This is a genomic window from Gordonia sp. IEGM753 (assembly GCF_050321825.1).
GTDB lineage: Bacteria > Pseudomonadota > Gammaproteobacteria > Pseudomonadales > Pseudomonadaceae > Aquipseudomonas.
This window is the reverse complement of the sequence record NZ_JBNQGB010000001.1, coordinates 624,029-644,009: the sequence shown is the minus strand read 5'-3', so window position 1 is coordinate 644,009 and position 19,981 is coordinate 624,029. Positions and strand designations below refer to the sequence as shown.

At 58.3% G+C, this 19,981-nt stretch carries 17 protein-coding genes; 8 read left to right on the top strand and 9 right to left on the bottom strand.

Annotated elements, in window-relative coordinates:
• Positions 1–24 precede the first annotated feature (24 nt).
• The 3 genes from phnX to ACQR3R_RS02970 form a co-directional block, all read right to left on the bottom strand.
• Positions 25–852 (bottom strand): phosphonoacetaldehyde hydrolase, encoded by an 828-nt coding sequence (gene phnX, locus ACQR3R_RS02980; protein WP_428270502.1) that lies wholly within the window; start codon positions 850–852, stop codon positions 25–27.
• A gap of 39 nt (positions 853–891) precedes the next feature.
• Positions 892–2,235 carry an MFS transporter gene (locus tag ACQR3R_RS02975; RefSeq protein WP_428270500.1) on the bottom strand — a complete coding sequence of 448 codons (1,344 nt, stop codon included), beginning with the start codon at positions 2,233–2,235 and terminating at the stop codon, positions 892–894.
• A 273-nt stretch (positions 2,236–2,508) separates the two neighbouring features.
• The gene (locus tag ACQR3R_RS02970) at positions 2,509–3,675 is read right to left on the bottom strand and encodes a 2-aminoethylphosphonate--pyruvate transaminase (RefSeq protein ID WP_428270498.1); all 1,167 of its coding nucleotides are present in this window, start codon (positions 3,673–3,675) and stop codon (positions 2,509–2,511) included.
• Positions 3,676–3,987: 312 nt separating this feature from the next.
• Here ACQR3R_RS02970 and ACQR3R_RS02965 point away from each other — a divergent pair, with 312 nt between their 5' ends.
• Positions 3,988–4,845 (top strand): LysR substrate-binding domain-containing protein, encoded by an 858-nt coding sequence (locus ACQR3R_RS02965; protein WP_428270496.1) that lies wholly within the window; start codon positions 3,988–3,990, stop codon positions 4,843–4,845.
• Here the strand turns inward: ACQR3R_RS02965 and ACQR3R_RS02960 are convergent.
• The gene (locus ACQR3R_RS02960; RefSeq protein ID WP_428270494.1) at positions 4,842–5,678 is read right to left on the bottom strand and encodes an EamA family transporter; all 837 of its coding nucleotides are present in this window, start codon (positions 5,676–5,678) and stop codon (positions 4,842–4,844) included. The genes ACQR3R_RS02965 and ACQR3R_RS02960 overlap by 4 nt on opposite strands.
• A gap of 494 nt (positions 5,679–6,172) precedes the next feature.
• Here ACQR3R_RS02960 and ACQR3R_RS02955 point away from each other — a divergent pair, with 494 nt between their 5' ends.
• From ACQR3R_RS02955 to ACQR3R_RS02945, 3 genes are read left to right on the top strand one after another with little or no spacing between them, the layout of a single operon-like run.
• Positions 6,173–7,258, top strand: a complete 1,086-nt coding sequence (locus tag ACQR3R_RS02955; RefSeq protein WP_428270492.1) for a putative 2-aminoethylphosphonate ABC transporter ATP-binding protein — start codon at positions 6,173–6,175, stop codon at positions 7,256–7,258.
• Complete coding sequence (locus tag ACQR3R_RS02950) at positions 7,255–8,967, top strand: putative 2-aminoethylphosphonate ABC transporter permease subunit (protein WP_428270490.1); 1,713 nt, start codon at positions 7,255–7,257, stop codon at positions 8,965–8,967. The genes ACQR3R_RS02955 and ACQR3R_RS02950 overlap by 4 nt, the downstream gene beginning before the upstream one ends.
• A 43-nt stretch (positions 8,968–9,010) precedes the next feature.
• Entirely contained in the window at positions 9,011–10,033 is a 1,023-nt protein-coding gene (locus ACQR3R_RS02945; protein ID WP_428270489.1) for a putative 2-aminoethylphosphonate ABC transporter substrate-binding protein, read from the top strand.
• Positions 10,034–10,145: 112 nt separating this feature from the next.
• On the opposite strand, the gene ACQR3R_RS02940 is transcribed toward ACQR3R_RS02945, so the two are convergent.
• The 5 genes from ACQR3R_RS02940 to ACQR3R_RS02920 form a co-directional block, all read right to left on the bottom strand.
• Positions 10,146–11,072, bottom strand: a complete 927-nt coding sequence (locus ACQR3R_RS02940) for a Gfo/Idh/MocA family oxidoreductase (protein ID WP_428270487.1) — start codon at positions 11,070–11,072, stop codon at positions 10,146–10,148.
• A 474-nt stretch (positions 11,073–11,546) separates the two neighbouring features.
• Complete coding sequence (locus ACQR3R_RS02935) at positions 11,547–11,840, bottom strand: hypothetical protein (RefSeq protein ID WP_428270486.1); 294 nt, start codon at positions 11,838–11,840, stop codon at positions 11,547–11,549.
• Between the two features lie 15 nt (positions 11,841–11,855).
• On the bottom strand, positions 11,856–12,881 hold the full coding sequence (locus ACQR3R_RS02930; RefSeq protein WP_428270484.1) for a hypothetical protein: 1,026 nt from the start codon (positions 12,879–12,881) through the stop codon (positions 11,856–11,858).
• A gap of 62 nt (positions 12,882–12,943) precedes the next feature.
• Positions 12,944–14,314, bottom strand: a complete 1,371-nt coding sequence (locus ACQR3R_RS02925; protein WP_428270482.1) for an NAD(P)-binding domain-containing protein — start codon at positions 14,312–14,314, stop codon at positions 12,944–12,946.
• A gap of 403 nt (positions 14,315–14,717) precedes the next feature.
• Positions 14,718–15,503, bottom strand: coding sequence for a DNA-binding transcriptional regulator (locus ACQR3R_RS02920; RefSeq protein ID WP_428270481.1), 786 nt, complete (start codon positions 15,501–15,503; stop codon positions 14,718–14,720).
• Between the two features lie 134 nt (positions 15,504–15,637).
• On the opposite strand from ACQR3R_RS02920, the gene ACQR3R_RS02915 reads away from it, so the two are divergent.
• The 4 genes from ACQR3R_RS02915 to mhpD are packed head-to-tail and all read left to right on the top strand — an operon-like array spanning position 15,638 to position 19,955.
• Positions 15,638–17,296, top strand: coding sequence for a bifunctional 3-(3-hydroxy-phenyl)propionate/3-hydroxycinnamic acid hydroxylase (locus ACQR3R_RS02915; protein WP_428270479.1), 1,659 nt, complete (start codon positions 15,638–15,640; stop codon positions 17,294–17,296).
• A gap of 1 nt (position 17,297) precedes the next feature.
• Positions 17,298–18,251 carry a 3-carboxyethylcatechol 2,3-dioxygenase gene (gene mhpB / locus ACQR3R_RS02910; protein WP_428270477.1) on the top strand — a complete coding sequence of 318 codons (954 nt, stop codon included), beginning with the start codon at positions 17,298–17,300 and terminating at the stop codon, positions 18,249–18,251.
• Between the two features lie 16 nt (positions 18,252–18,267).
• Positions 18,268–19,146: an alpha/beta fold hydrolase gene (locus tag ACQR3R_RS02905; RefSeq protein WP_428270475.1), complete on the top strand. Its 879-nt coding sequence runs from the start codon at positions 18,268–18,270 to the stop codon at positions 19,144–19,146.
• 14 nt (positions 19,147–19,160) lie between these two features.
• Positions 19,161–19,955 carry a 2-keto-4-pentenoate hydratase gene (gene mhpD, locus ACQR3R_RS02900; RefSeq protein ID WP_428270473.1) on the top strand — a complete coding sequence of 265 codons (795 nt, stop codon included), beginning with the start codon at positions 19,161–19,163 and terminating at the stop codon, positions 19,953–19,955.
• Positions 19,956–19,981: the final 26 nt, after the last annotated feature.

The following is a 19,981-nucleotide window of genomic DNA, read 5'->3' as shown; positions in this document are numbered from 1 at the left end:
TGCCCGCGTCAGTAGTGGTGTATGTCAGCAACCCTGAGGGGTTTCACCGCGTGCCAGACGGGCATTGATGTCTTCGATCACCGATGGCAAATCGACGATGGTGTCGATCAGATAGTGCGGGCGAGTGCCTTCGAACATCTTGATGATGCGCGCCCGTTCTTCGGCCAGCCTGTCTGAAGACAAGGCCCGATACTGATCGTAGGTCAAGCCTAATGCGTTACCGGAGCAGGTCAGCGCGACCGTCCACATGCCCGCGCTGCGACCTTCAAGGATGCCAGGCCAGGTGTCGTCGACTTTCACGCAAGCCGCAACGTCACTGACGCCCAACGCAATGACGTTGGCCAATGCCTGCGCCGGGTGCGGGCGTCCATTGGGCACTTCATCGGTGGCTACCACGTGGTCGGCGACGTAACCGTTCTTGCGCGCCAGCTCTACCACTTTGGCCATGACCACGGCCGGATAACCCGAGCACGAACCGATTTTCAGGCCGTTATCACGCAAGGTATTGATCGTCTCGAGAGCACCGGGAATCAACGCCGAGTGCAGGGCGATTTTTTCGATCTGCAGCGGCATGAAGCGCTCATAGAGGGCCGTGACATCGTCATCAGTGGGCAAGCGGCCGAAGGCGGCATGGTAACGGTCGGCGATCTGTGGTTCGTTGCACAGTGTGCGGATGTGATCCCACTTGCCCATGCCCATGGGGCCGCGCGCTTCTTCCAGAGAGACGGCAACACCGAATTCGGCAAAGGCTTCGACGAAGATCTGCGTCGGGGCGAAAGAGCCGAAATCAACAACGGTGCCCGCCCAGTCCAGGACCACGGCTTGCAGTTGATCGGGTTGTTGGTAATTCATGATGATCGCTCCAGCAAAGGATAATGAGTAACTGCGAATTCAGGAGTTGGTGCCGACGATGACGGGTTGTACCGGGATCGAGGCAGACACGTGTTTTTCGACTGTTTTGGGGCGGCTGTTCCAGAATGGCACCAGCATCAAACTGGCCAGCAGCGCGGAGCCGGTGAACACAAGGAACACGGTGATCGTGTCGAAGTATCCCGGCAGCAGGCCGCCGAGTACCGCACCTACCGAGCCACAGCCATTGACGAAACCTGCAGCGGAGGCAGCGCCGTCCTTGCTGCCGAAGTCGATGGCAGCCGAACCGCTAATCATCGAGTCTGGCCCGTAGAGGGTCAGGCCCATCATGAAGAGCAGGCCCACCACCATGTAAAGGCTGCCGCTTTGCATCGCCGGTACGAACAACCCCAGGCACAGGGTGAGAACCACCTGGCTAAGAACGCAGGCCGGGATACGACGTGCACCGAAGTACTTGTCCGAGGCGATACCGATAAGAATGGGACCGGCCAAACCCGCGAGTTCGAACGCAGTCGGTACGATTGCGGAGGCCACCTTGCCGATCTCGGGCATCCGTTCGTAAATAATGACCGGGCCCCACAGGAGGATGGCGTAGCGCGCAGGCTTGAGCATGAAATACGCTAGACCGAGCACCAGCACCGTTCGATTTTTCATCACGGTGCGCAAGCCAGCCCACATGCTTTCACGCGGTACCACCACATCGCTGACGGGTTCTATTTCGATCTCGACAGGAGGCAGACCTACGTCCTCTGGCCGGTTGCGTTGCAGGAAAAAGAACAGCACCGCCACTATCAGCACCACGACCGCACTGCTGATGAACGCCAAGCGCCAGTCGTGGTAAGTGTCGTAGGCCCACCAACCGGCAAACGGAGTAGCAACCAGACCGCCGAAGGCGTAAGAGGTGCTCCAGTAACCCAGCACACGGCCACGCTCACTGGTACTGAAAAAGCTGCCGACGTTCTTGCACAGACCTGACCAACCGGTCGACTGGGCAAGCCCCTGTATCAGCATGCACGAGACGAATATCGGTAACGTGGCGTAGGTGCCCATGAGCAGCGCCGCCACGGCCGATATGACCAGGCCGCTGAGAACGACTATTCGTGGTCCGAAGCGGTCGGCGAAATTACCCCATAAAAACTGACCCACGGCGTAAGCCGTCAGGTACAGCGCATCGAGGTTGGCCATCATGGCCTTTTCGAGCATGAAGTTCGGGTCCTCGCCAATACCGAGTTTGGCGACAGAGAACGCTTTACGGGTGAAGTAGAAGGCGGCGTACGCCACCCAGGTAATGAGGAAAACCTGGACGCGCCAGCGGTGGAGGGATTGCCAGCCTCTTGCGAGTGGACTTGTGGTGTTTGTGTTCATGGTGTTCTGATCCCGAATGTGGTGCCAGACAGCGCAATTAATTGATTTTTTGTTTTTGTTTTCGGTGCACAAAGCCCTGCCATGCACACGCCATCGAACAGATGTCTATGAGGACGGCGTCAGGCTTCGTCTAGTCAATTGCTGCGATCGGTGACGCCTGCACGGCACTGCAGGGCAATAAGTCACCGGGTCCATGGATAAAAAAGATCACCGTCCACAGGTACTACCCATTGCACCCATGCGTGAAGCGACAGAGACCTTGAAAGCGTGCGTTCAGGTTGCCGGTGCCGGCATGTCCACGCCCATCGCCAAGAGGCTGTCAGCAATGGCGCGAAGCAGTTGGTGGACGATGTATTCGTCGATCTGGCCGATGCAGCCGATGCGGAAGCTTTCAGCCTGGGTCAGCTTGCCCGGGTAGATGATGAACTGGCGGGTTTTCAGCTCTTCATAAAAGCGCATGAACTGAAAGTTCGGGTGTTCAGGGCAAAAGAACGTGGTGATGATCGGCGACAGCCAACGGTCTTCCAGCAGGGTCTTGAATCCGAGCTCGCGCATGCCGCTGACCAGCACGTCACGGTTGCGGGTATAGCGCGCCAGACGCCCGTGCACCCCGCCTTCGGCCGCGTGCTGTTCCAGGGCCTTGTGGAAGGCCACTACGCTGTGAGTCGGAGGGGTGAAGCGCCATTGTCCGGTGCGCTCCATGTAAACCCATTGCTCGTAGAGGTCCAGGGACAGCGAATTGGCACGCCCCTTGGCCGACTCCAGTACCGAGCGGCGGATGATCACGAAACCGAAACCGGGAATACCCTCGATGCACTTGTTGGCCGAGGACACCAGCACGTCAAAGGCTATGTCCTTGACGATCACCGGCACCGCGCCGAAGGTGCTCATGGCATCGATAATGAGGCTCTTGCCGTGAGCCTTCACCACATCGGCGATCTCGCGCAGCGGGTTGAGAATGCCTGAACTGGTTTCGCAGTGGACCAGAAAAACGTGGGTCACATCCGGGTTGGCCTTGAGCAAAGCGTCCACTTCATCAGGCTGCGGTGGCAGGTAGTCACCTTTGTCCAGCGTGATGAAGGCGCGCCCCAGGTATTCCAGGGTTTTGGTGGCACGCTGGCCGTAGGCTCCATTCATCAGCACCAGGCATTTACCCTCGCGCGGGATGGCAGAAGCCAGAGCAGCCTCTACCGAGTAACTGCCGCTGCCTTGCAGAGGCACGCAAGTGAAACTGTCGTCCTGCACGCCTGCCATGCTCAGCAGACTTTGGCGAACGTCAGCAGTAATGCGATTGAAGGCACCGTCCCATGAACCCCAGTCGCGGAGCATCGCTTCCTTGGTCGCTTTGGAGGTAGTCAACGGACCCGGCGTCAACAGGTAAGGCTCACCCAGGGCAGGTATTGCCAGCGGCACGGCAGTTGGAAACTCGGCTTTGGTCATGATCTTCTCCGGCTGTATTGTTGTTGTGGGGGAGTGATGCATGGCGCTATCAAAGCAGTGAGCTAGAAATAATAAAAATCGATTTATTGTATTTCACTAATAAGTATAGCTTATAAGTCGCTGATATCGGTTTTTCCAATGCTGACCCTGCATAAACCGATTTGAGCGACCTGCTTGCGGATGTCATCGTCGACGTCAAACCAAGCATGTCCCAAGTGATGAGGCGTAGGCACAATTCAAACTCAGGCCTTAAGATATCCGCTGAATTCCTGGCTTATACGAGCGGGTCGACCTAAAGCCAGAGCGCGAATAATGCTTGAATCGGAACTCAAAGCTTTCTACATGGTTGCCCAGTTAGGCAGCGTGACGCTTGCAGCCAGGAAACTCGGCCTGAGCCAACCCACGGTGACCAACCAGATTCGTCAATTGGAGAGTCAGTTTGCAGTTGAGCTTTTTTATCGGGGCGGCAGGCGTCTGACCCTCAGCGAAACCGGTACACGGTTGCTGCCTCTGATCAAACCGATGATCTCCCACGGCATGAACATCGAGTTCTTCTTGAACAACGCCAGCAGCAAGGCCGGGAAACTTCGCATCGGTGCCACCGCGCCCTACTACATCCTGGATTTGGTAAAGGCTTTTCGCGAACAACATGAAGTGCAAGTCAGCCTGGAGTTGGGCAACTCACAACAGATGATCAATGCGCTGGATGAATACCGGGTCGACCTGGTGACGTCCTCTCAGCAACTCACCGACCCGCGACTGTTCTGCCTGCCACTGGGGCAAGACCCACTGGTGCTGGTGGCGCATCGCAGCCACCCACTGGCGAACCGAAGCCGCCTCTCTTTGAACGCAATCGAACATCATTGTGTGCTGATGCGGGAACCGGGCTCACACACCCGCCAGCTCACTGAAGACATGCTCGCCCAGGCACAAATCAAGCTTGAGAACGTCATTGAGATTGGCAGTCGCGAAGCCATCCGCGAAGCGGTGCTGCGCAACATCGGGGTGAGTATTATCGCGCGCCACGAAGTGCCTGACAGTCAGGAGTTGCGCATCGTGACGATTCACCAAGCGGCCTTGCTCGACGAATTCCTGTACTGCCTGAAAGAACGTCGCGCGGCACGGCTGATTGACGACTTCCTGCAAGTGGCGCAAAAGCGCTTCGGTTAAGCGGCGTATTTGATCAGCACAATTCCCAGGGTCACGGTGACTGCAGCAATCAAGCGGCGGCGACCGAATGGCTCTTTGAACAGTAGCGTGGCGATCACCGCACCGATGATCACACTGCTCTCACGCAAGGCTGCGATTTTCGCCACGTTTTCCAGCGTCATGGCCCACAGCACCAGCGCATAGGCCGCGCAGTAAGTCAGCCCGCCAAACACCGACATTCGCCAATGACCCTGCACATGCTGCAGCAGTGCCCGGCGCCGACGCCGCGCGGCAAAAAGCGGAATCGGCACGCTGAGTACCAAGGTGAAATACACCAGATAAGAAAGCACTCCCTGAGCGCTCCGCACACCTTGAGCATCAATCACGGTGTACAAGGCCACGCACACGCCTGCAGCCAAAGCATTACGCGGCGCCTGCCATTGCTCGGTCACGCGCAACAGGCTAAGAACCCCGAGCGACAAGATCACCACGCCCGTCAAACCCATCGGGGACAAGGTCTCACCCAGCCACAGGGTGGCAAACACCACCACCAGCAACGGTGGCAAACCGCGAACCAGTGGGTACACCTGGCCGAAATCACCAAAGTGGTAAGCCCTGATCAAGAAGTAGCGATAGAACAGATTGACTGCGACCGACATCCCGATCAGCCCCCACACCGGTAGTGCAGGCACCTCGACAAAAGGTAAGGCGATTAACGCGACGATAAACGCGACCCCGTCGACCATTGCCATCGAGGACAGTCGATCACTACTGGACTTGACGACGGCGTTCCAACTGGCGTGCATGAATGCAGAAATCAATACGAGCAATGTGGCCAGATTGGCATCGGACATGGGGCGCCTCACTCTAAGAGAGGCGCCAGAATGCCAACCGCCAAATCACCAATCCAATCAGTTATAGGGCGACCTGGCATCAGCAAAACTGATTCATCTTTGCGCACCCGTTTTGATTCAAATCGAACTTCAACACTCGAATCTGGCTCCCGAGGCGCAAAAGACCTATGAATTCATAGGCAATTTTGTGCAGTGAAATTCACCATCTCGCACGCACCAAAAACAATCTATCTAATTGTATTTGTTAACTATTAACAAAGATAACGCTCGAGTGAACGCACGCTAAATTGATTATCTGGACGTTTTTCACCGTTTTATGTTTGCGGGTCATTTTTCTGCGTGATACATCAAATCCAGGCGAAACAACTCCCGTACGGCAACGCCAGATTGCCTGCATTCGCCAACTTCCTATCTGCCAGTCATTCGCTCATTACCGTTGTTTTACATCGGTACCACCCTTGTTTTTGGTGGCTGGCATTGCATAGGGATTCACCATGGCTTCTACCCTCGCCCAACTCTCTACCGTGCCGCTTTCGGTTCAAGGCATCGGAAAATCATTCGGCAAACTGAGCGTACTCGATGATGTCTCGCTTGAGGTAAAAGCAGGCGAGCTTGTGTGCCTGCTCGGACCTTCAGGGTGCGGAAAAACCACCCTGCTGCGGATCATTGCGGGCCTGGAAAAACAAGACACCGGCCGCTTGATGATTGGCCCCAGGGACATCACTCGTGCCCACCCCCAGGAGCGCGATTACGGGATTCTGTTTCAGTCCTACGCGTTGTTTCCCAACCTCACCGTTGCGCAAAACATCGGTTATGGCCTGAGCACCCGAAACCTCCTGCACTCCCAGGTACGCGAACGCGTCCAGGAAATGCTCGAGCTTGTCGGCCTGGCGGCAATGGCGGGCAAATACCCAGGTCAATTGTCCGGTGGACAACAGCAACGTGTCGGCCTGGCCCGGGCGTTGGCGCCCTCGCCTTCGCTGTTGCTGCTGGATGAACCGATGTCAGCGCTGGATGCAAAAGTGCGCGAACATCTGCGCTATGAGCTGCGCACGCTGCAACGCAAGCTCGGCATCACCACGGTCATGGTCACTCACGACCAGGACGAAGCGATGGTCATGGCGGACCGTATCGCGGTGATGAACCAAGGCCGCATAGAACAATTCGATACCCCGGAAAACATCTATCGCTCGCCCGCCACCCCCTTCGTCGCCAACTTCATCGGTCAGGCCAACTGGCTCGATTATCAACAGATGAGCGATGGCCAGGCACACCTGGGCACGGTCTCTCTGCACCTTGATAAAGTCCCCGCCGACGGGCCAGGCAGGCTTTTTTGCAGGCCCGAAGCGCTGCGCATCGACAATCACCCGCAAGCCTCCAACAGCCTGGCGGCACAGGTCGTCGAAAAACTGTTTTTGGGTAATCGCTACCGGCTCACGGTGGAGCTGGACCAACTGCGCGGCCAACAGTTTGTTGCAGAGATCAGCGCTGATCTGAACGCCGCGCCGATAGTCGCCGAACGGGTCTGGCTGACGTTTCCATCCCACAGCTTGCGAGCCTTTCCAGGAGCGGTGCGATGACCAGTTTGCAGTTCCCTCACTCAGTGCCTCTGCAACCACAGTCTTTGACGCGGTCGCCTAAAGCAGCCCTCCTCGACCTGCTATTCACCCGTGGCGTAAAGCTGTTAATGGTCCTGTTGCTGATCACTGGGCTCGCCCTGCCGCTGATGGCAATGCTGGGCAAAGTAGTCGATGTGCAAAACGGGGTGGCCGGTGTCTGGCAACTGCTGTCGAGTTCACGCTTTTTGTGGTTGTTGGGCAACAGCGTCAAGGTAGCTCTGAGCACCGTTGCGCTTGTCGTGCCCGCAGCGTACGTATTCGCCTATGCCTTGCAACGCAGCTGGATACCGGGCAAAGGGTTGCTTCGCAGTCTGTCACTGCTGCCGCTGATGGCGCCGTCGATGCTGTCTGCTATCGCGCTGATCTACTTGTTCGGAAACCAGGGGCTGCTGAAGTCATGGTTCGCGGACGGTATTTATGGCTATACCGGCATCGTATTGGGGCAAGCGTTCTATAACTTCCCGATGGCGCTGATGATCCTGATTTCTTCTTTAAGCCTGGCCGATGCGCGCCTGTACGACGCGTCGATCAGCATGGGCGCAAACCACTGGAAAACCTTTCTCAATGTGACATGGCCCGGCACCCGCTACGCGGTGTTCGCCGCCAGTTGCCTGGTGTTCACACAAACCATCACTAACTTTGGGATTCCGGTGGTGATCGGCGGCGACTATCAAGTGCTGGCGATGGAGGCTTACAAATCGGTGGTGGGCCAGCAAAAGTTTTCCGAAGGCGCACTGATTGGCAGCATCTTGCTGGTACCGGCCCTCATCAGTTTTGCAGTGGATGCATGGATGCGCAGATTGCGCGGCAGCCAGGTCAGCAGCCAGGCAGCCACCTATGTCGCACCGGTCAATCGGCTGCGTGACTCGGTGCTGCTGTTGGTTGCCGGGGCGATTGGCTTGGCGCTCTTGAGTCTGGTGGTGGTGGCGGTCGGGGCATCGCTGATCAACTTCTGGCCGTACGACTTAGCCATCTCCCTGCGTCATTACGACTTCGAATCCAGCGGTGATGTCGGCTGGTTGGCGTACCGCAACAGCCTGCTGCTGGCGAGCCTGACGGCCGTGATCGGTACGCCGGTGATTTTCACCTGTGCCTACCTGATGGAGAAAACCCGTAGCGGCTGGCTCGATAACCTGCTGCGATTGCTGTGCATGTTACCGATGGCAGTGCCTGGTTTGGTCATGGGCCTGGGGTACGTGTTCTTCTTCAACCACCCCGCCAACCCGCTGAACGGTCTGTACGGTGGCATTGCGCTGATGGTGGTGTGCTGCGTGATGCGGTTCCTGACGCCGGCGCAAATGACGGCCACTACAGCCTTGCGCCAACTGAACGAAGAGATTGAATCCGCTTCACTTTCGCTGAAGGTGCCACTGCTGACCACATACCGGCGAGTGACGCTGCCCATCTGCCTACCGGCATTGCTGGAGGTGTTTCGCTATCTTTTTGTGTCGTCGATGACATCGGTATCGGCGCTGATTTTTCTCTACAGCCCCGACACCATTCTGGCCGCCGTTGCCGTACTCAACCTGGATGACGCGGGCAACATCGGCGCCGCTGCAGCGCTGTCTTCTCTCATCCTGCTGACCTCAGCCCTGGTGTCGCTGACGCTTTACATGCTGTCGCGCGGCCTGCTCAGGCATACCCAGCATTGGCGAACCGGACACGCCTGAATTCACAACGCCTGCTTTTACCCCCCACTGAATGAGACCTACCATGATCAAATCCTGGAATACCCTCGTTGCCGCTGTTCTTGGTGTCGGCATTGCCAGCACGGCTTTCGCCAGCACGGAACTGACCGTTTACACCGCCATGGAAAACGAACAACTTGCTGGTTACAAAAAAGCCTTCGAGGCAAAGAATCCCGATATTCAAATCAAATGGGTGCGGGACTCGACGGGGATCATTACTGCCAAATTGCTGGCTGAAAAAGCGAATCCGCGTGCGGATGCCATCTGGGGGCTGTACGCATCAAGTGTGGCGTTGCTGGGCAAGGAAGGCATGCTTCAAGCGTATGCACCCAAGGATGTGGAGAAAGTAGACTCACGCTTTCGTGACACGCAAAACCCACCACAATGGGTCGGCAATGGCGTGGAAGCCACCGCCGTGTGCGTGAACACGGTCGAAGCCAAAAAACAGAACCTGCCGATCCCCAACAGTTGGGAGGACCTGACCAACCCAGTCTACAAAGGCAAAATCGTCATGCCCAACCCTGCCTCCTCCGGCACGGGTTATTCAGCCGTCAATGCCTGGTTGCAAGTCATGGGCGAGGACAGGGCCTGGGCTTTCATGGACAAGCTCCACGCCAATATTGGCCAATACACCCACTCTGGCTCCAAGCCCTGCACTCAGGCGGCCATGGGTGAATACCCGATCGGCATTTCCCTGGATTACCGGGCTGTCACGCTGAAACGTCAAGGCGCGCCGCTGGACATCGTGCTGCCGACCGAAGGCCTGGGTCTGGACATCAACGCGGTGGCGTTGATAAAAGGCAGCAAGAACCTTGAGGCGGCAAAAAAACTCGAGGACTTTGCAGTCAGCGAACAAGCGTTCCTGCTGTATCAACCCAATTCAGCCGCATTGGCGCGCCCGGAATTCAACAGCAAGTTGGCGCAAATGCCGGACGCGTATTACGACCGGTTGATCACTGTCAATTTTGACCAGGCGGGCAGTCAGCGGGCCGCGGTGCTGGAGAAATGGCGAGCGCGGTACGACGGTAAAACCGAAACAAAAAACTAACACCCGTCAGGCATCACGCGGCGTTGCCAAGCGCTGCGCCGCGTGTGCACTGAAACGGGCCAGCGAACGCCACGCGCCGCCGGGTGTTTAACCTCCGAAACGTTGAAGCCGTTTAATCGTAGAACGGCGCAACCAACGTCCGGCTGCCAACGAAGAAACTGTCAGCCACCAGCCGCAGTGGCTGCAGGTCGAGGTCGCTGGTTTTGTCGGCGATCAGTTGTTGAAAATGCCGATACACCGCCGCGTACTCACCCTCCTCCGATACGGCTTGAACCACACCATCAATACTCAAGAGTGCGCCGCCGTTATCCAGGCGCAGGACACCTTCAGTGCAGCGAATCTCGATGCTCCAGAGTTCGTCATGACCGTGGTCGAAATCGAACTCGGCGCGGATGTTGAGTTGGCGCGAATCGGACATGGCGATCGACGCGGCTATCGGCGACTGGCAGTTGCTGGGCACCCGCAGTTCGGCAGACTCGACAAACAGCGGCAGCGCCAGCAGGTGCGTGACAATCGACAAGGCATTGATGCCCGGATCGAACACCCCCAGACCGCCGGGTTGCCAGATCCAGGTCTGGCCGGGGTGCCACTTGCGCACGTCCTCTTTCCAGTTGATCTGCACGCTTTGCAGGGTACGGGTCGCCAGCCAGGCACGGGCGGCTTTGATGCCCGGCGCGTAACGTGAATGCCAGGCGAACAAGCCGCTGACGCCTTGCTCGTCGACTTGGCTGACCAAGGCCATCGCTTCACCCAGGGTGGCGCACGGCGGCTTTTCCACCAGCACGTGCTTGCCGGCGGCCAGCGCCTGTTGCACCAAGGCAAAGCGTCCTTGCGGCGGCGTACAGAACGCAATCGCATCGACCTGCGGGCCGTTTTCCAGCAGCTCGCCCAGTGACTTGAAATTCTCGACCCCAGCACAGGGCTGACCTTGCGTGGCGACGGCTACCAATTGGAACGCGGGGTTGGCATTGATCGCGGGAACGTGTTGATCCTGAGCAATCTTGCCGTAGCCCACCAGACCGAGACGGATCGGTTGCATCGATGACTCCTGATTTTTTTGTTTTGAGAGGCCAGTTCACAAGGTGACGTTGAATGCCCTTTGAATGACCTGACGCCTGGTCATTCCATGCCTTTAGAAGCAGGGCCGATGCTACCAGCCTCTGGCATGACGAGCTAAAAAACCCGCGCCACAACCCGGTCAAAACCTGCATGCACGCCTTGGGAGGCCTGAGCGTTGGCTAATACGGCAGATCACTTATAGCCGTCCGACTGACAAAGTGATTGGGGCCGCGACGGGCTGTCGCGACCTTGAGTTCAACGTTGAGTCGGGCAGACGCGCTTACCGTTATTTGACGTGCACACAACTACAGCTTCGTTACAAAAGTCCGCGCCTGGTACAGCGCTGCGCTGCTAAGCACGACAATAACGGCGACGGCTAGCCAATCCGCGCCCGGAAAACCCCAGAAATCAGACATCGTGTTTCCTCAGTGGCAAGGGTAAGTGGCAACAACCATCACGCCAGCGCCGTGTCGCGCATACGTTGGCGGCCAAAGTCGTTGACCCTGAACTTGAACAGCACTCGGCCGGCACCGAAATAGGCCTGATCATCGAGTTTCTCCTCAACACTTTCGATAATGCCGCTGGAGAACAGATCAGTCAGAGTGACACGGGTGTTGCCACGCCAGTAGGCCCCGCTAAGGCCATATTCACTCATCAGCGCGTCGGTGATTTGCCAGTCCCAGATACCGACATCCTGCTGATCGTTGATCAGTTGGAGAATGCGGCCCTTCATGTGCAGCTTATTCATGGCTTGCTCCAGTCATCACACGTTAACTGCATCAACGACCGTGTTGGCTTTTTTGCCGTCGGTTGATACGGCGCGCACGACTTCGAGCACCTCATCACTTTCGGTGAACATCACAAACCCGCCCGACACAAACAGCACCAAACCTGCCAGGAAATTCCATTCAGGAAATTTAAGCGTGAAGACGGCCAGAAAGATCACCGCAAATAAACCATACAGCGAGGCAATTGCTTGCCCGCGGCCGACGCCAATCAGTGGAAACGACTTGTACCAAGAGACGTAGCAGAAGGCGAAAGTCACGCCTGCAAGCGTCAGCCAGCCGATGGCGGACCAATTGAAAGTGGCGACCACGAGTTCAACGACCGGTTGATCGGTAAACACATAGATCGCCGGTAAAATCAGTGCGACCCAATACAGCACCTCGGCGGTAAAACGCACCGTAATGCCCACATCAGGGTCGGCAACATCGAGCCCGCGACCGGCGATTGCACCTTCTACGCCCCAACCGATAGCAGCCATTGCGCCGCCTAGATACCCCAGCCAGCCGGTGTCACCCGTGCCGGTAATTTCAGCAATGATGCCGGGGGCATACACCGTCACACCGCCGGCCAAGATGATGAAAATACCCACGGCTGCGCGCCGGGTGATTTTCTCCTGATACCAGAGCCTGGCCAGCGTTGCGCCGATGATGGGATACATCAATGCGGAAATAGCTGCGAAGGCCCCACCGATATAGCCGATCGCCAAATACGAGCCAAAGATGGCCATCGGGCCGCCAAAAATAGCGCCGATGAAGAACCACTTAGAGATGTAGCGCATCTGTTTGATGGTGCGAACGTACTCGCCCCACTTGCCCAGCACCCCGTTCCAAACGAACAGGAAGAACAACACGGCAATGGCGTTGAAGGTGGTCAACACCGCTGCCGCCAGCAAGAACTCGGCATTGGTGTCGTACTTCAGATTGACATAGGGCGCTTCGAACCAAACGGCGGAGCCCGGCACATACCAAGCCCCCCAAAGCACTGCGCACCACAACGCCCACATGAAACCCCAGCGGATGCTGCTGGCGGTGAAACGCGACCGAGCCTGGCTCAGGCTTGGCGCATTCACGTAGAGGCCTTTTCCGGTTTCGATTGCTTGTCGTGCAGGAAGGCTTCCAGTGAATCGTCCATCGCATCCATCCACGGCGTGTGATGCACCGGCGCCAGGGTGCCGGTCAGCGCGGAACGGTAGCTTTTATTGCGGTAACCGAGGATGTCCGCTGCTTTGTGATGCTCCCACTCCTTGAAAATATCAGCCACGGTGAGCACATCGAAGGGCGGGTAATCGGTCGGCTCAAGCAGGTCGAGTATGTAGGCGGCCTGATAGTCGATGGCTTCAAAGGGATCGGCCACTTGCTCTTCGCGGGCCACCCAATCACGGGTGTCGCTGGCCATGGCGTGTTCCGCAGGCAGCTTGATACGGCCAAGCATAATGTCCCGGGCATACCAAGCCTGGGCATCGAACATGTTGAAGGTGTAGTACTGGTCCTGCATGCCGAGGAACATCAGCTTCGGATTGGCCAGAGACACGATGCCTTTGTACAAACCTTCGGGGTAGAGCCGGTTGCGTGTGGTCAGCGTCAGCTCGTTGGGCAGGAACGGGAAGTGATGCTGATACCCGGTGCACAGGATGATCGCGTCGACCTCTTTGCTGGTGCCATCCTTGAAATGCGCGGTCTTGCCGACCACACGGGTGAGCAACGGCACTTCGGCAAAGGATTGCGGCCAATCAAAGCCCATGGGCTTGGTGCGATAGCTGAAAGTAACCGACTTGGCACCGTACTTGTGGCACTGCGTGCCGATGTCTTCGGCCGAGTAACTGCTGCCAACCAGCAGCAAATCTTTGCCTTGAAACTCGCACGCATCGCGAAAATCATGTGCGTGCAATACGCGGCCGGGGAATTGCTCCAAGCCTTCGAAGTAAGGAGCGTTGGGAGTCGAAAAATGCCCGGTAGCGACGATGACGTGATCGAACTCTTCGGTGATCAGCTGATCTTGCTTGAGGTCGCGCACGGTGACTGCGAACTTGCCGGTGCCGTCGTCATAGGCAACCCAATGCACCGCTGTATTGAAGCGTATGTGCTGGCGCACGTTGCTTTTAGCTGCGCGGCCGATGATGTAGTCACGCAACACAGCGCGTGGCGGGTAGGAAGGAATTGGCCGGCCGAAGTGCTCTTCGAAGCTGTAATTGGCGAACTCCAGGCATTCCTTGGGGCCGTTTGACCAGAGGTACCGGTACATGCTGCCATGGACGGGCTCGCCATACAGATCCAGTCCGGTGCGCCAGGTGTAATTCCACAAACCGCCCCAGTCACTCTGCTTTTCGTAGCAAACGATCTCGGGGGATTCTGCGTCGTCGCAACGGGCAGCTTCGAACGCACGTAACTGTGCCAAGCCGCTAGGGCCGGCGCCAAGGATGGCAACTCTAAAAGTCATAAAGACTCCTTTCTTCAGGCGCTTCATCGCACGCGGGATCTTGGCCCTGGCGACGACTGAGCGCGGAAAAAGAGTGACGCTCGTACCGGTGTCGGTCGGGCCATCAAGCTCTGAGTGATGCGCACTAAAATCGGCTTAACCGATGGCGCAATGTGATGAAGGCTGCATCTGTCGGTGAAACAGAAGGCCGGGGGTGGGCAGGCCACCAATGAAGCGAGGGTTCTCGAGAAAACGCTGGAAGGCAGCGTTCGATCCGGTCAAACAGGAGAAAAAATGCTTGAAACCGGCCAGGACGTTAACACATCTGACGTAGCGATGAGCCTTTTCCTACAAATAACCCTTATCACATGCCCCGCAGAAGGGGCGTGCGGGCCTTGTGAGAATAGATGCAACCGTAAAGGCCTTACCGGCCCTCAACGACTCCCGCTTCTATCTTCGCCACCACCCCGCGCATGGCTCCCAGATAACGGCGAGCCGCTTCCTCAACCGGCATCGCCTTGGCGATGTACACCAGATTCAAGCAACCCATTACCCGTTCTTCGTGCATGACCGGAATCGCAATCGCAGCAATCTTGCGCTCTTCGCCCCAATGGGAGTTGTTTTCGCCATAACCCTTGGCGAGGGTGTGCTCGACCAGTCGCTCGATAAAACGTCGATCACTGGCCAACGCCGATTGCTCATCCTCGCGGCTGATCATCAACTCAATCAGATCCTCGCGCTCAGCCGGTGAGCAGTAAGCGAAATATGCCCGCCCCGTCGCGGTCATCAGCAATGGCAATCGCCGGCCCACCATGGAGCGGTGAAACGACAGTCGACTAAAGCGATGAGTGGTCTCGCGGATCACCATCGCATCGCCGTCCAGCGTACACAGGTCAGTGGGCCAGACGACCTCTTGCAGCAACTCGCCGAGCAGTGGCGCTGCGATTGATGAAATCCATTGTTCGTCGCGAAAGCCTTCACTCAATTCGCGTACTTTCAGGGTCAGGCGATAGCTGTCATCGGACTCGCTGCGCCGCACATATCCCTCGGCCTGCAAGGTCTCCAGCAGCCGCCGAACCGTGGTGCGATGCAGGCCGCTCTGCTCGGCCAGTTGCGCGGTACTGGCCCCACCGTCGAAGCGGTTCAAGCGGTTGATCAGGGCCAGACCGCGCATCAGCCCACGCACGGACTTGTATTCTGTTTCGCTCACGGATGACTCCATTATTCTTGTAAATCAACGATGTGCACCTGGTGCACACTAACAAGGGTTGTCGTTGTCCACCAGCCTCGTGATTTCCATACTGCGCCCAACAAGAAATCCAAAAGCGCTGTACGGAGATACCCATGAGTCCTGCCCCTACTCCTTCCACATTGGAGCTGACCACCGACGTTGCCATCGTCGGCGCCGGCCCTGTCGGTTTGATGATCGCCAACTACCTGGGTCAATGTGGCGTGAACGTCACACTGGTGGAAAAGCTCGACAGCCTGATCGACTACCCTCGCGCCATCGGCCTGGACGACGAAAGCCTGCGTACCTTCCAGGCAGTCGGGCTGGCAGACGCTGTGCTGCCGCACACCACACCGTGGCACGCCATGCGTTTCCTGACACCCAAGGGTCGTTGCTTTGCCGATATTCAGCCGAAAACCGACGAATTCGGCTGGTCGCGGCGCAACGCATTCATTCAGCCGCTGGCCGACCGCGTCCTGTTCGAAGGCTTGCAGCGTTTTGACAACGTCAAGGTGCTGTTCAGCCGTGAACTCGACAGTTTTGAACAGAACGACAGCACCGTGGTGCTTAACCTCAAGGATCAGCACGGCCGCAGCGAACGCTTGCATGCCCGTTACTTGATCGGTTGCGACGGCGGCAACAGCATCGTGCGGCGCAACCTGAACATTAGCTTCGAAGGCAAGACCGCGCCGAATCAGTGGATCGTCGTCGACATCGCCAACGACCCGTTGAGCACGCCGCATGTTTACCTGTGCTGCGATCCGGTGCGCCCTTACGTTTCCGCTGCCCTGCCCCATGCTGTACGCCGTTTCGAGTTCATGGTCATGCCCGGCGAGACCGAAGCCGAGCTGAGCAAACCGGAAAACATGCGCAAGCTGTTGGGCAAAGTGCTGCCGAACCCGGACAACATCGAACTGATCCGTAGCCGCGTCTATACCCACAATGCTCGTCTGGCGGGTCAATTCCGCCAGGGCCGGGTACTGCTGGCGGGCGATGCCGCGCACATCATGCCGGTCTGGCAAGGCCAGGGTTACAACAGTGGCATGCGCGACGCCTCCAACCTGGCGTGGAAACTGTCGCTGGTGATCAAAGGCCTGGCCGCCGACAGCCTGCTCGACAGTTATGAACAGGAACGCCGCGATCACGCCAAGGCGATGATCGACCTGTCCGTACTCGCCGGCCACGTGTTGGCGCCGCCGAAACGCTGGCAAGGCACCCTGCGCGATGGGGTTTCTTGGCTGCTCAACTATGTGCCGCCGGTCAAACGCTATTTCCTGGAAATGCGCTTCAAACCGATGCCGCAATACACCCAAGGCGCCCTGATTGTACCGAGCGAAAAATCCTCCCCCGTGGGCAAGATGTTTATTCAGCCGCAGGTGCTGACCGAAAACGGCGAGCGCGTATTACTCGACGAAGTGATCGGTGAACATTTCGCGATCATCGCTTGGGGCTGCGACCCGACCTGGGGTTTGAGCGCCGAGCAGATTGAACAATGGCAAGCACTGGGAACGCGGTTTATCCAGGTGCTGCCCGATGTCCAGCTCAAGGCTGCCAGTGACGTCAGTGGCAATGTGATCCGCGTCGGTGACAGCACCGGGCGCCTCAAGGAATGGTTTGCCCGTGGTTCAGCGTCCATTGCGCTGGTGCGTCCGGACCGCTTCCTCGCCGGGCTGGCTATCCCGCAAACCCTCGGCACCGCCTGCGATCAACTGGCCTTGGCGCTCAAGGCCCTGCCACAACCCGCCGCGACCATTGTCGCCAGCAAGGTGGCTTGAGATGAGCGCGTATCTGCACTGCATGTCGCACACGCCGCTGGTGGGCTACGTCGACCCGACGCCTGAAGTGCTGGCCGAGGTCGATGCGATGAACGCCGAGGCCCGCGAGCGCATCGCCCACTTCAACCCGGAGCTGATCGTGCTGTTCGGCCCGGACCACTACAACGGTTTTTTCTACGACGTGATGCCGGCCTTCTGCATCGGCATGGCCGCTGACGCCATCGGTGATTTCGGCACCGCCGCCGGGGCGCTGGACGTGCCCAAGGGACTGGCCGAAGCCTGCGCCCAAAGCGTGTTGGATGCGGGTGTCGATGCCGCCGTCTCCTATCGCATGCAGGTCGATCATGCGTTCGCTCAGCCCTTGGAATTGTTGCTCGGCGGTTTGCAAGGTTGCCCGGTAATTCCCGTTTTCATCAACTCGGTCGCCGTGCCCTTGCCCGGTTTCAGGCGCGCTCGCCTGCTCGGTGAAGCCATCGGCCAATGGGCACTGTCGCTGAATAAACGCGTGCTGTTTCTGGCCTCTGGTGGTTTGTCCCATCAGCCCCCGGTGCCCGAGTTGGCCAAGGTCGATGCACGTATGGCCGACCGCCTGATGGGCAGCGGCCGCGACTTGCCCGCCGACGAACGCGATGCGCGCCAGCAGCGAGTCATTCAGGCGGCACGCGATTTCGTTGAAGACCAAAACAGCCTGCACCCGCTCAACCCGACGTGGGATCAGCAGTTTCTCGACACGCTGGAACAAGGTCGACTGAGCGACTTCGATGCGCTGAGCAATGAGGCGTTGTCGGCGTTGGCCGGCAAGTCCACTCACGAAGTGAAAACCTGGGTCGCTGCTTTCGCCGCGCTGTCCGCCTTCGGCCCTTACCAGAGCGAAGCTCGCTACTACCGCCCGATTCCCGAATGGATCGCAGGCTTCGCCGCCCTTGGCGCCCGTCCGCTGAACAACAACCACTGAATCCGAGGAACTTGTCATGACTGCCACTGCATTCACCGAAGCTTCCACTAGCCGCTTTATCCGTATCAAGGAAGGCGAGCTGGACCTGCAACTGCATTACAACGATGTTGGCCCCAGCTCTGAAAACCAGCGCGGCGAAACCGTGGTCATGCTCCACGGCTCCGGACCCGGCGCCAGCGGCTGGGCCAACTTCCACCGCAACATCGAGCCGCTGGTGAACGCCGGTTACCGCGTGATTCTGATGGACTGCCCGGGTTGGAGCAAAAGTGACCCGATCGTTTGCAGTGGTTCGCGTTCGGACCTCAATGCTAAAGCCCTCAAAGGCTTGGTCGACGCGCTGGACCTGGACCGCGTACACATCATCGGCAACTCCATGGGCGGCCACAGCACCGTGGCGTTCGCCCTCGCCTATCCGCAGCGCATCGGCAAACTGATATTGATGGGCGGTGGCACCGGCGGCCCAAGCGCCTTCGTCCCGCAGCCGACCGAAGGCATCAAGCTGATCGGCGCGCTGTATCGCGAGCCGACCATCGAGAACCTGAAGAAGATGATGAACGTCTTCGTTTTCGACGCCAGCAGCATGACCGACGAACTGTTCCAGACCCGCCTGGACAACATCCTCGCGCGCCGCGATCACCTGGAAAACTTCGTCAAGAGCAGCACTCTCAATCCCAAGCAGTTCCCGGATTTCAGCCACCGACTGCACGAAATCAAGGCCCAAACCCTGATTGTCTGGGGTCGCGAAGACCGCTTCGTGCCCATGGACACCGGTTTGCGCCTGCTGGCCGGGCTGCCCGATGCACAACTGCATGTGTTCAACCGCTGCGGCCACTGGGCTCAGTGGGAACACGCCGAGACTTACAACCGCATGGTCCTGGACTTCCTGACCCATTGATGACCGAGGCCGACATGAACCCGATTCAAGACACACTGGAAAAACTCGCCACCGACCTGCGCCAGGCCGAAGCGCGCAACGCAGCTATTGCCCCATTGCGTGAACAGATCGGCGAAGACAATGCCGAGGCCGCCTACAGCATCCAGCGGCTCAATGTCGCTCATGGCGTGGCCAGCGGCCGGCGCGTGGTCGGGCGAAAGATCGGCCTGACCAATCCCAAGGTCCAGGCGCAACTGGGCGTCGATCAGCCGGACTTCGGCACCCTGTTCGCCGACATGTGCTACGGCGATAACGAAACCGTGCCCGTCAGCCGTGTGCTGCAACCGAAGATCGAGGCCGAAATTGCGCTGATCCTCGACCGCGACCTGCCCCGTGCTGACACCACATTTGCCGACGTCATGGCGGCGGTGGGTGCAGTGGTGCCGGCACTGGAAATCGTCGGCAGTCGCGTACAGAACTGGAACATCCGCTTCGTCGATACCGTGGCGGACAACGCCTCCAGCGGTTGTTTCGTGCTCGGCGGACCGGCGCGCCGGCTCGATGGCCTGGACCTGCGCCAAGCCGCGATGCGCATGACCCGCAACGGCGAGGAAGTGTCCACCGGCAGCGGTGCCGAATGCCTTGGCCATCCGCTCAATGCCGCCGTGTGGCTGGCCCGCACCATGGCACGCCTGGGCGATCCGCTGCGGGCTGGCGACATCATTCTGACCGGCGCGCTCGGGCCGATGGTAGCGGTTGCTGCTGGTGACCGGTTCGAGGCCGAGATCGAAGGCATCGGTCGTGTCGGTGTTCAGTTCAGCGCCGAGTGATCGGCGACTTGCGTGCAAATGAGGCA

What these genes read in the sequence shown, in the direction of transcription:
- ACQR3R_RS02945 (WP_428270489.1), top strand. Translation starts at nt 9,011, where the DNA reads ATGATCAAATCCTGGAATACCCTCGTTGCCGCTGTTCTTGGTGTCGGC.
- ACQR3R_RS02915 (WP_428270479.1), top strand. Translation starts at nt 15,638, where the DNA reads ATGAGTCCTGCCCCTACTCCTTCCACATTGGAGCTGACCACCGACGTT.
- phnX (WP_428270502.1), bottom strand. Translation starts at nt 852, where the DNA reads ATGAATTACCAACAACCCGATCAACTGCAAGCCGTGGTCCTGGACTGG.
- mhpD (WP_428270473.1), top strand. Translation starts at nt 19,161, where the DNA reads ATGAACCCGATTCAAGACACACTGGAAAAACTCGCCACCGACCTGCGC.
- ACQR3R_RS02955 (WP_428270492.1), top strand. Translation starts at nt 6,173, where the DNA reads ATGGCTTCTACCCTCGCCCAACTCTCTACCGTGCCGCTTTCGGTTCAA.
- ACQR3R_RS02950 (WP_428270490.1), top strand. Translation starts at nt 7,255, where the DNA reads ATGACCAGTTTGCAGTTCCCTCACTCAGTGCCTCTGCAACCACAGTCT.
- ACQR3R_RS02930 (WP_428270484.1), bottom strand. Translation starts at nt 12,881, where the DNA reads ATGTGGGCGTTGTGGTGCGCAGTGCTTTGGGGGGCTTGGTATGTGCCG.
- ACQR3R_RS02905 (WP_428270475.1), top strand. Translation starts at nt 18,268, where the DNA reads ATGACTGCCACTGCATTCACCGAAGCTTCCACTAGCCGCTTTATCCGT.
- ACQR3R_RS02965 (WP_428270496.1), top strand. Translation starts at nt 3,988, where the DNA reads ATGCTTGAATCGGAACTCAAAGCTTTCTACATGGTTGCCCAGTTAGGC.
- ACQR3R_RS02925 (WP_428270482.1), bottom strand. Translation starts at nt 14,314, where the DNA reads ATGACTTTTAGAGTTGCCATCCTTGGCGCCGGCCCTAGCGGCTTGGCA.
- mhpB (WP_428270477.1), top strand. Translation starts at nt 17,298, where the DNA reads ATGAGCGCGTATCTGCACTGCATGTCGCACACGCCGCTGGTGGGCTAC.
- ACQR3R_RS02960 (WP_428270494.1), bottom strand. Translation starts at nt 5,678, where the DNA reads ATGTCCGATGCCAATCTGGCCACATTGCTCGTATTGATTTCTGCATTC.
- ACQR3R_RS02970 (WP_428270498.1), bottom strand. Translation starts at nt 3,675, where the DNA reads ATGACCAAAGCCGAGTTTCCAACTGCCGTGCCGCTGGCAATACCTGCC.
- ACQR3R_RS02935 (WP_428270486.1), bottom strand. Translation starts at nt 11,840, where the DNA reads ATGAATAAGCTGCACATGAAGGGCCGCATTCTCCAACTGATCAACGAT.
- ACQR3R_RS02940 (WP_428270487.1), bottom strand. Translation starts at nt 11,072, where the DNA reads ATGCAACCGATCCGTCTCGGTCTGGTGGGCTACGGCAAGATTGCTCAG.
- ACQR3R_RS02975 (WP_428270500.1), bottom strand. Translation starts at nt 2,235, where the DNA reads ATGAACACAAACACCACAAGTCCACTCGCAAGAGGCTGGCAATCCCTC.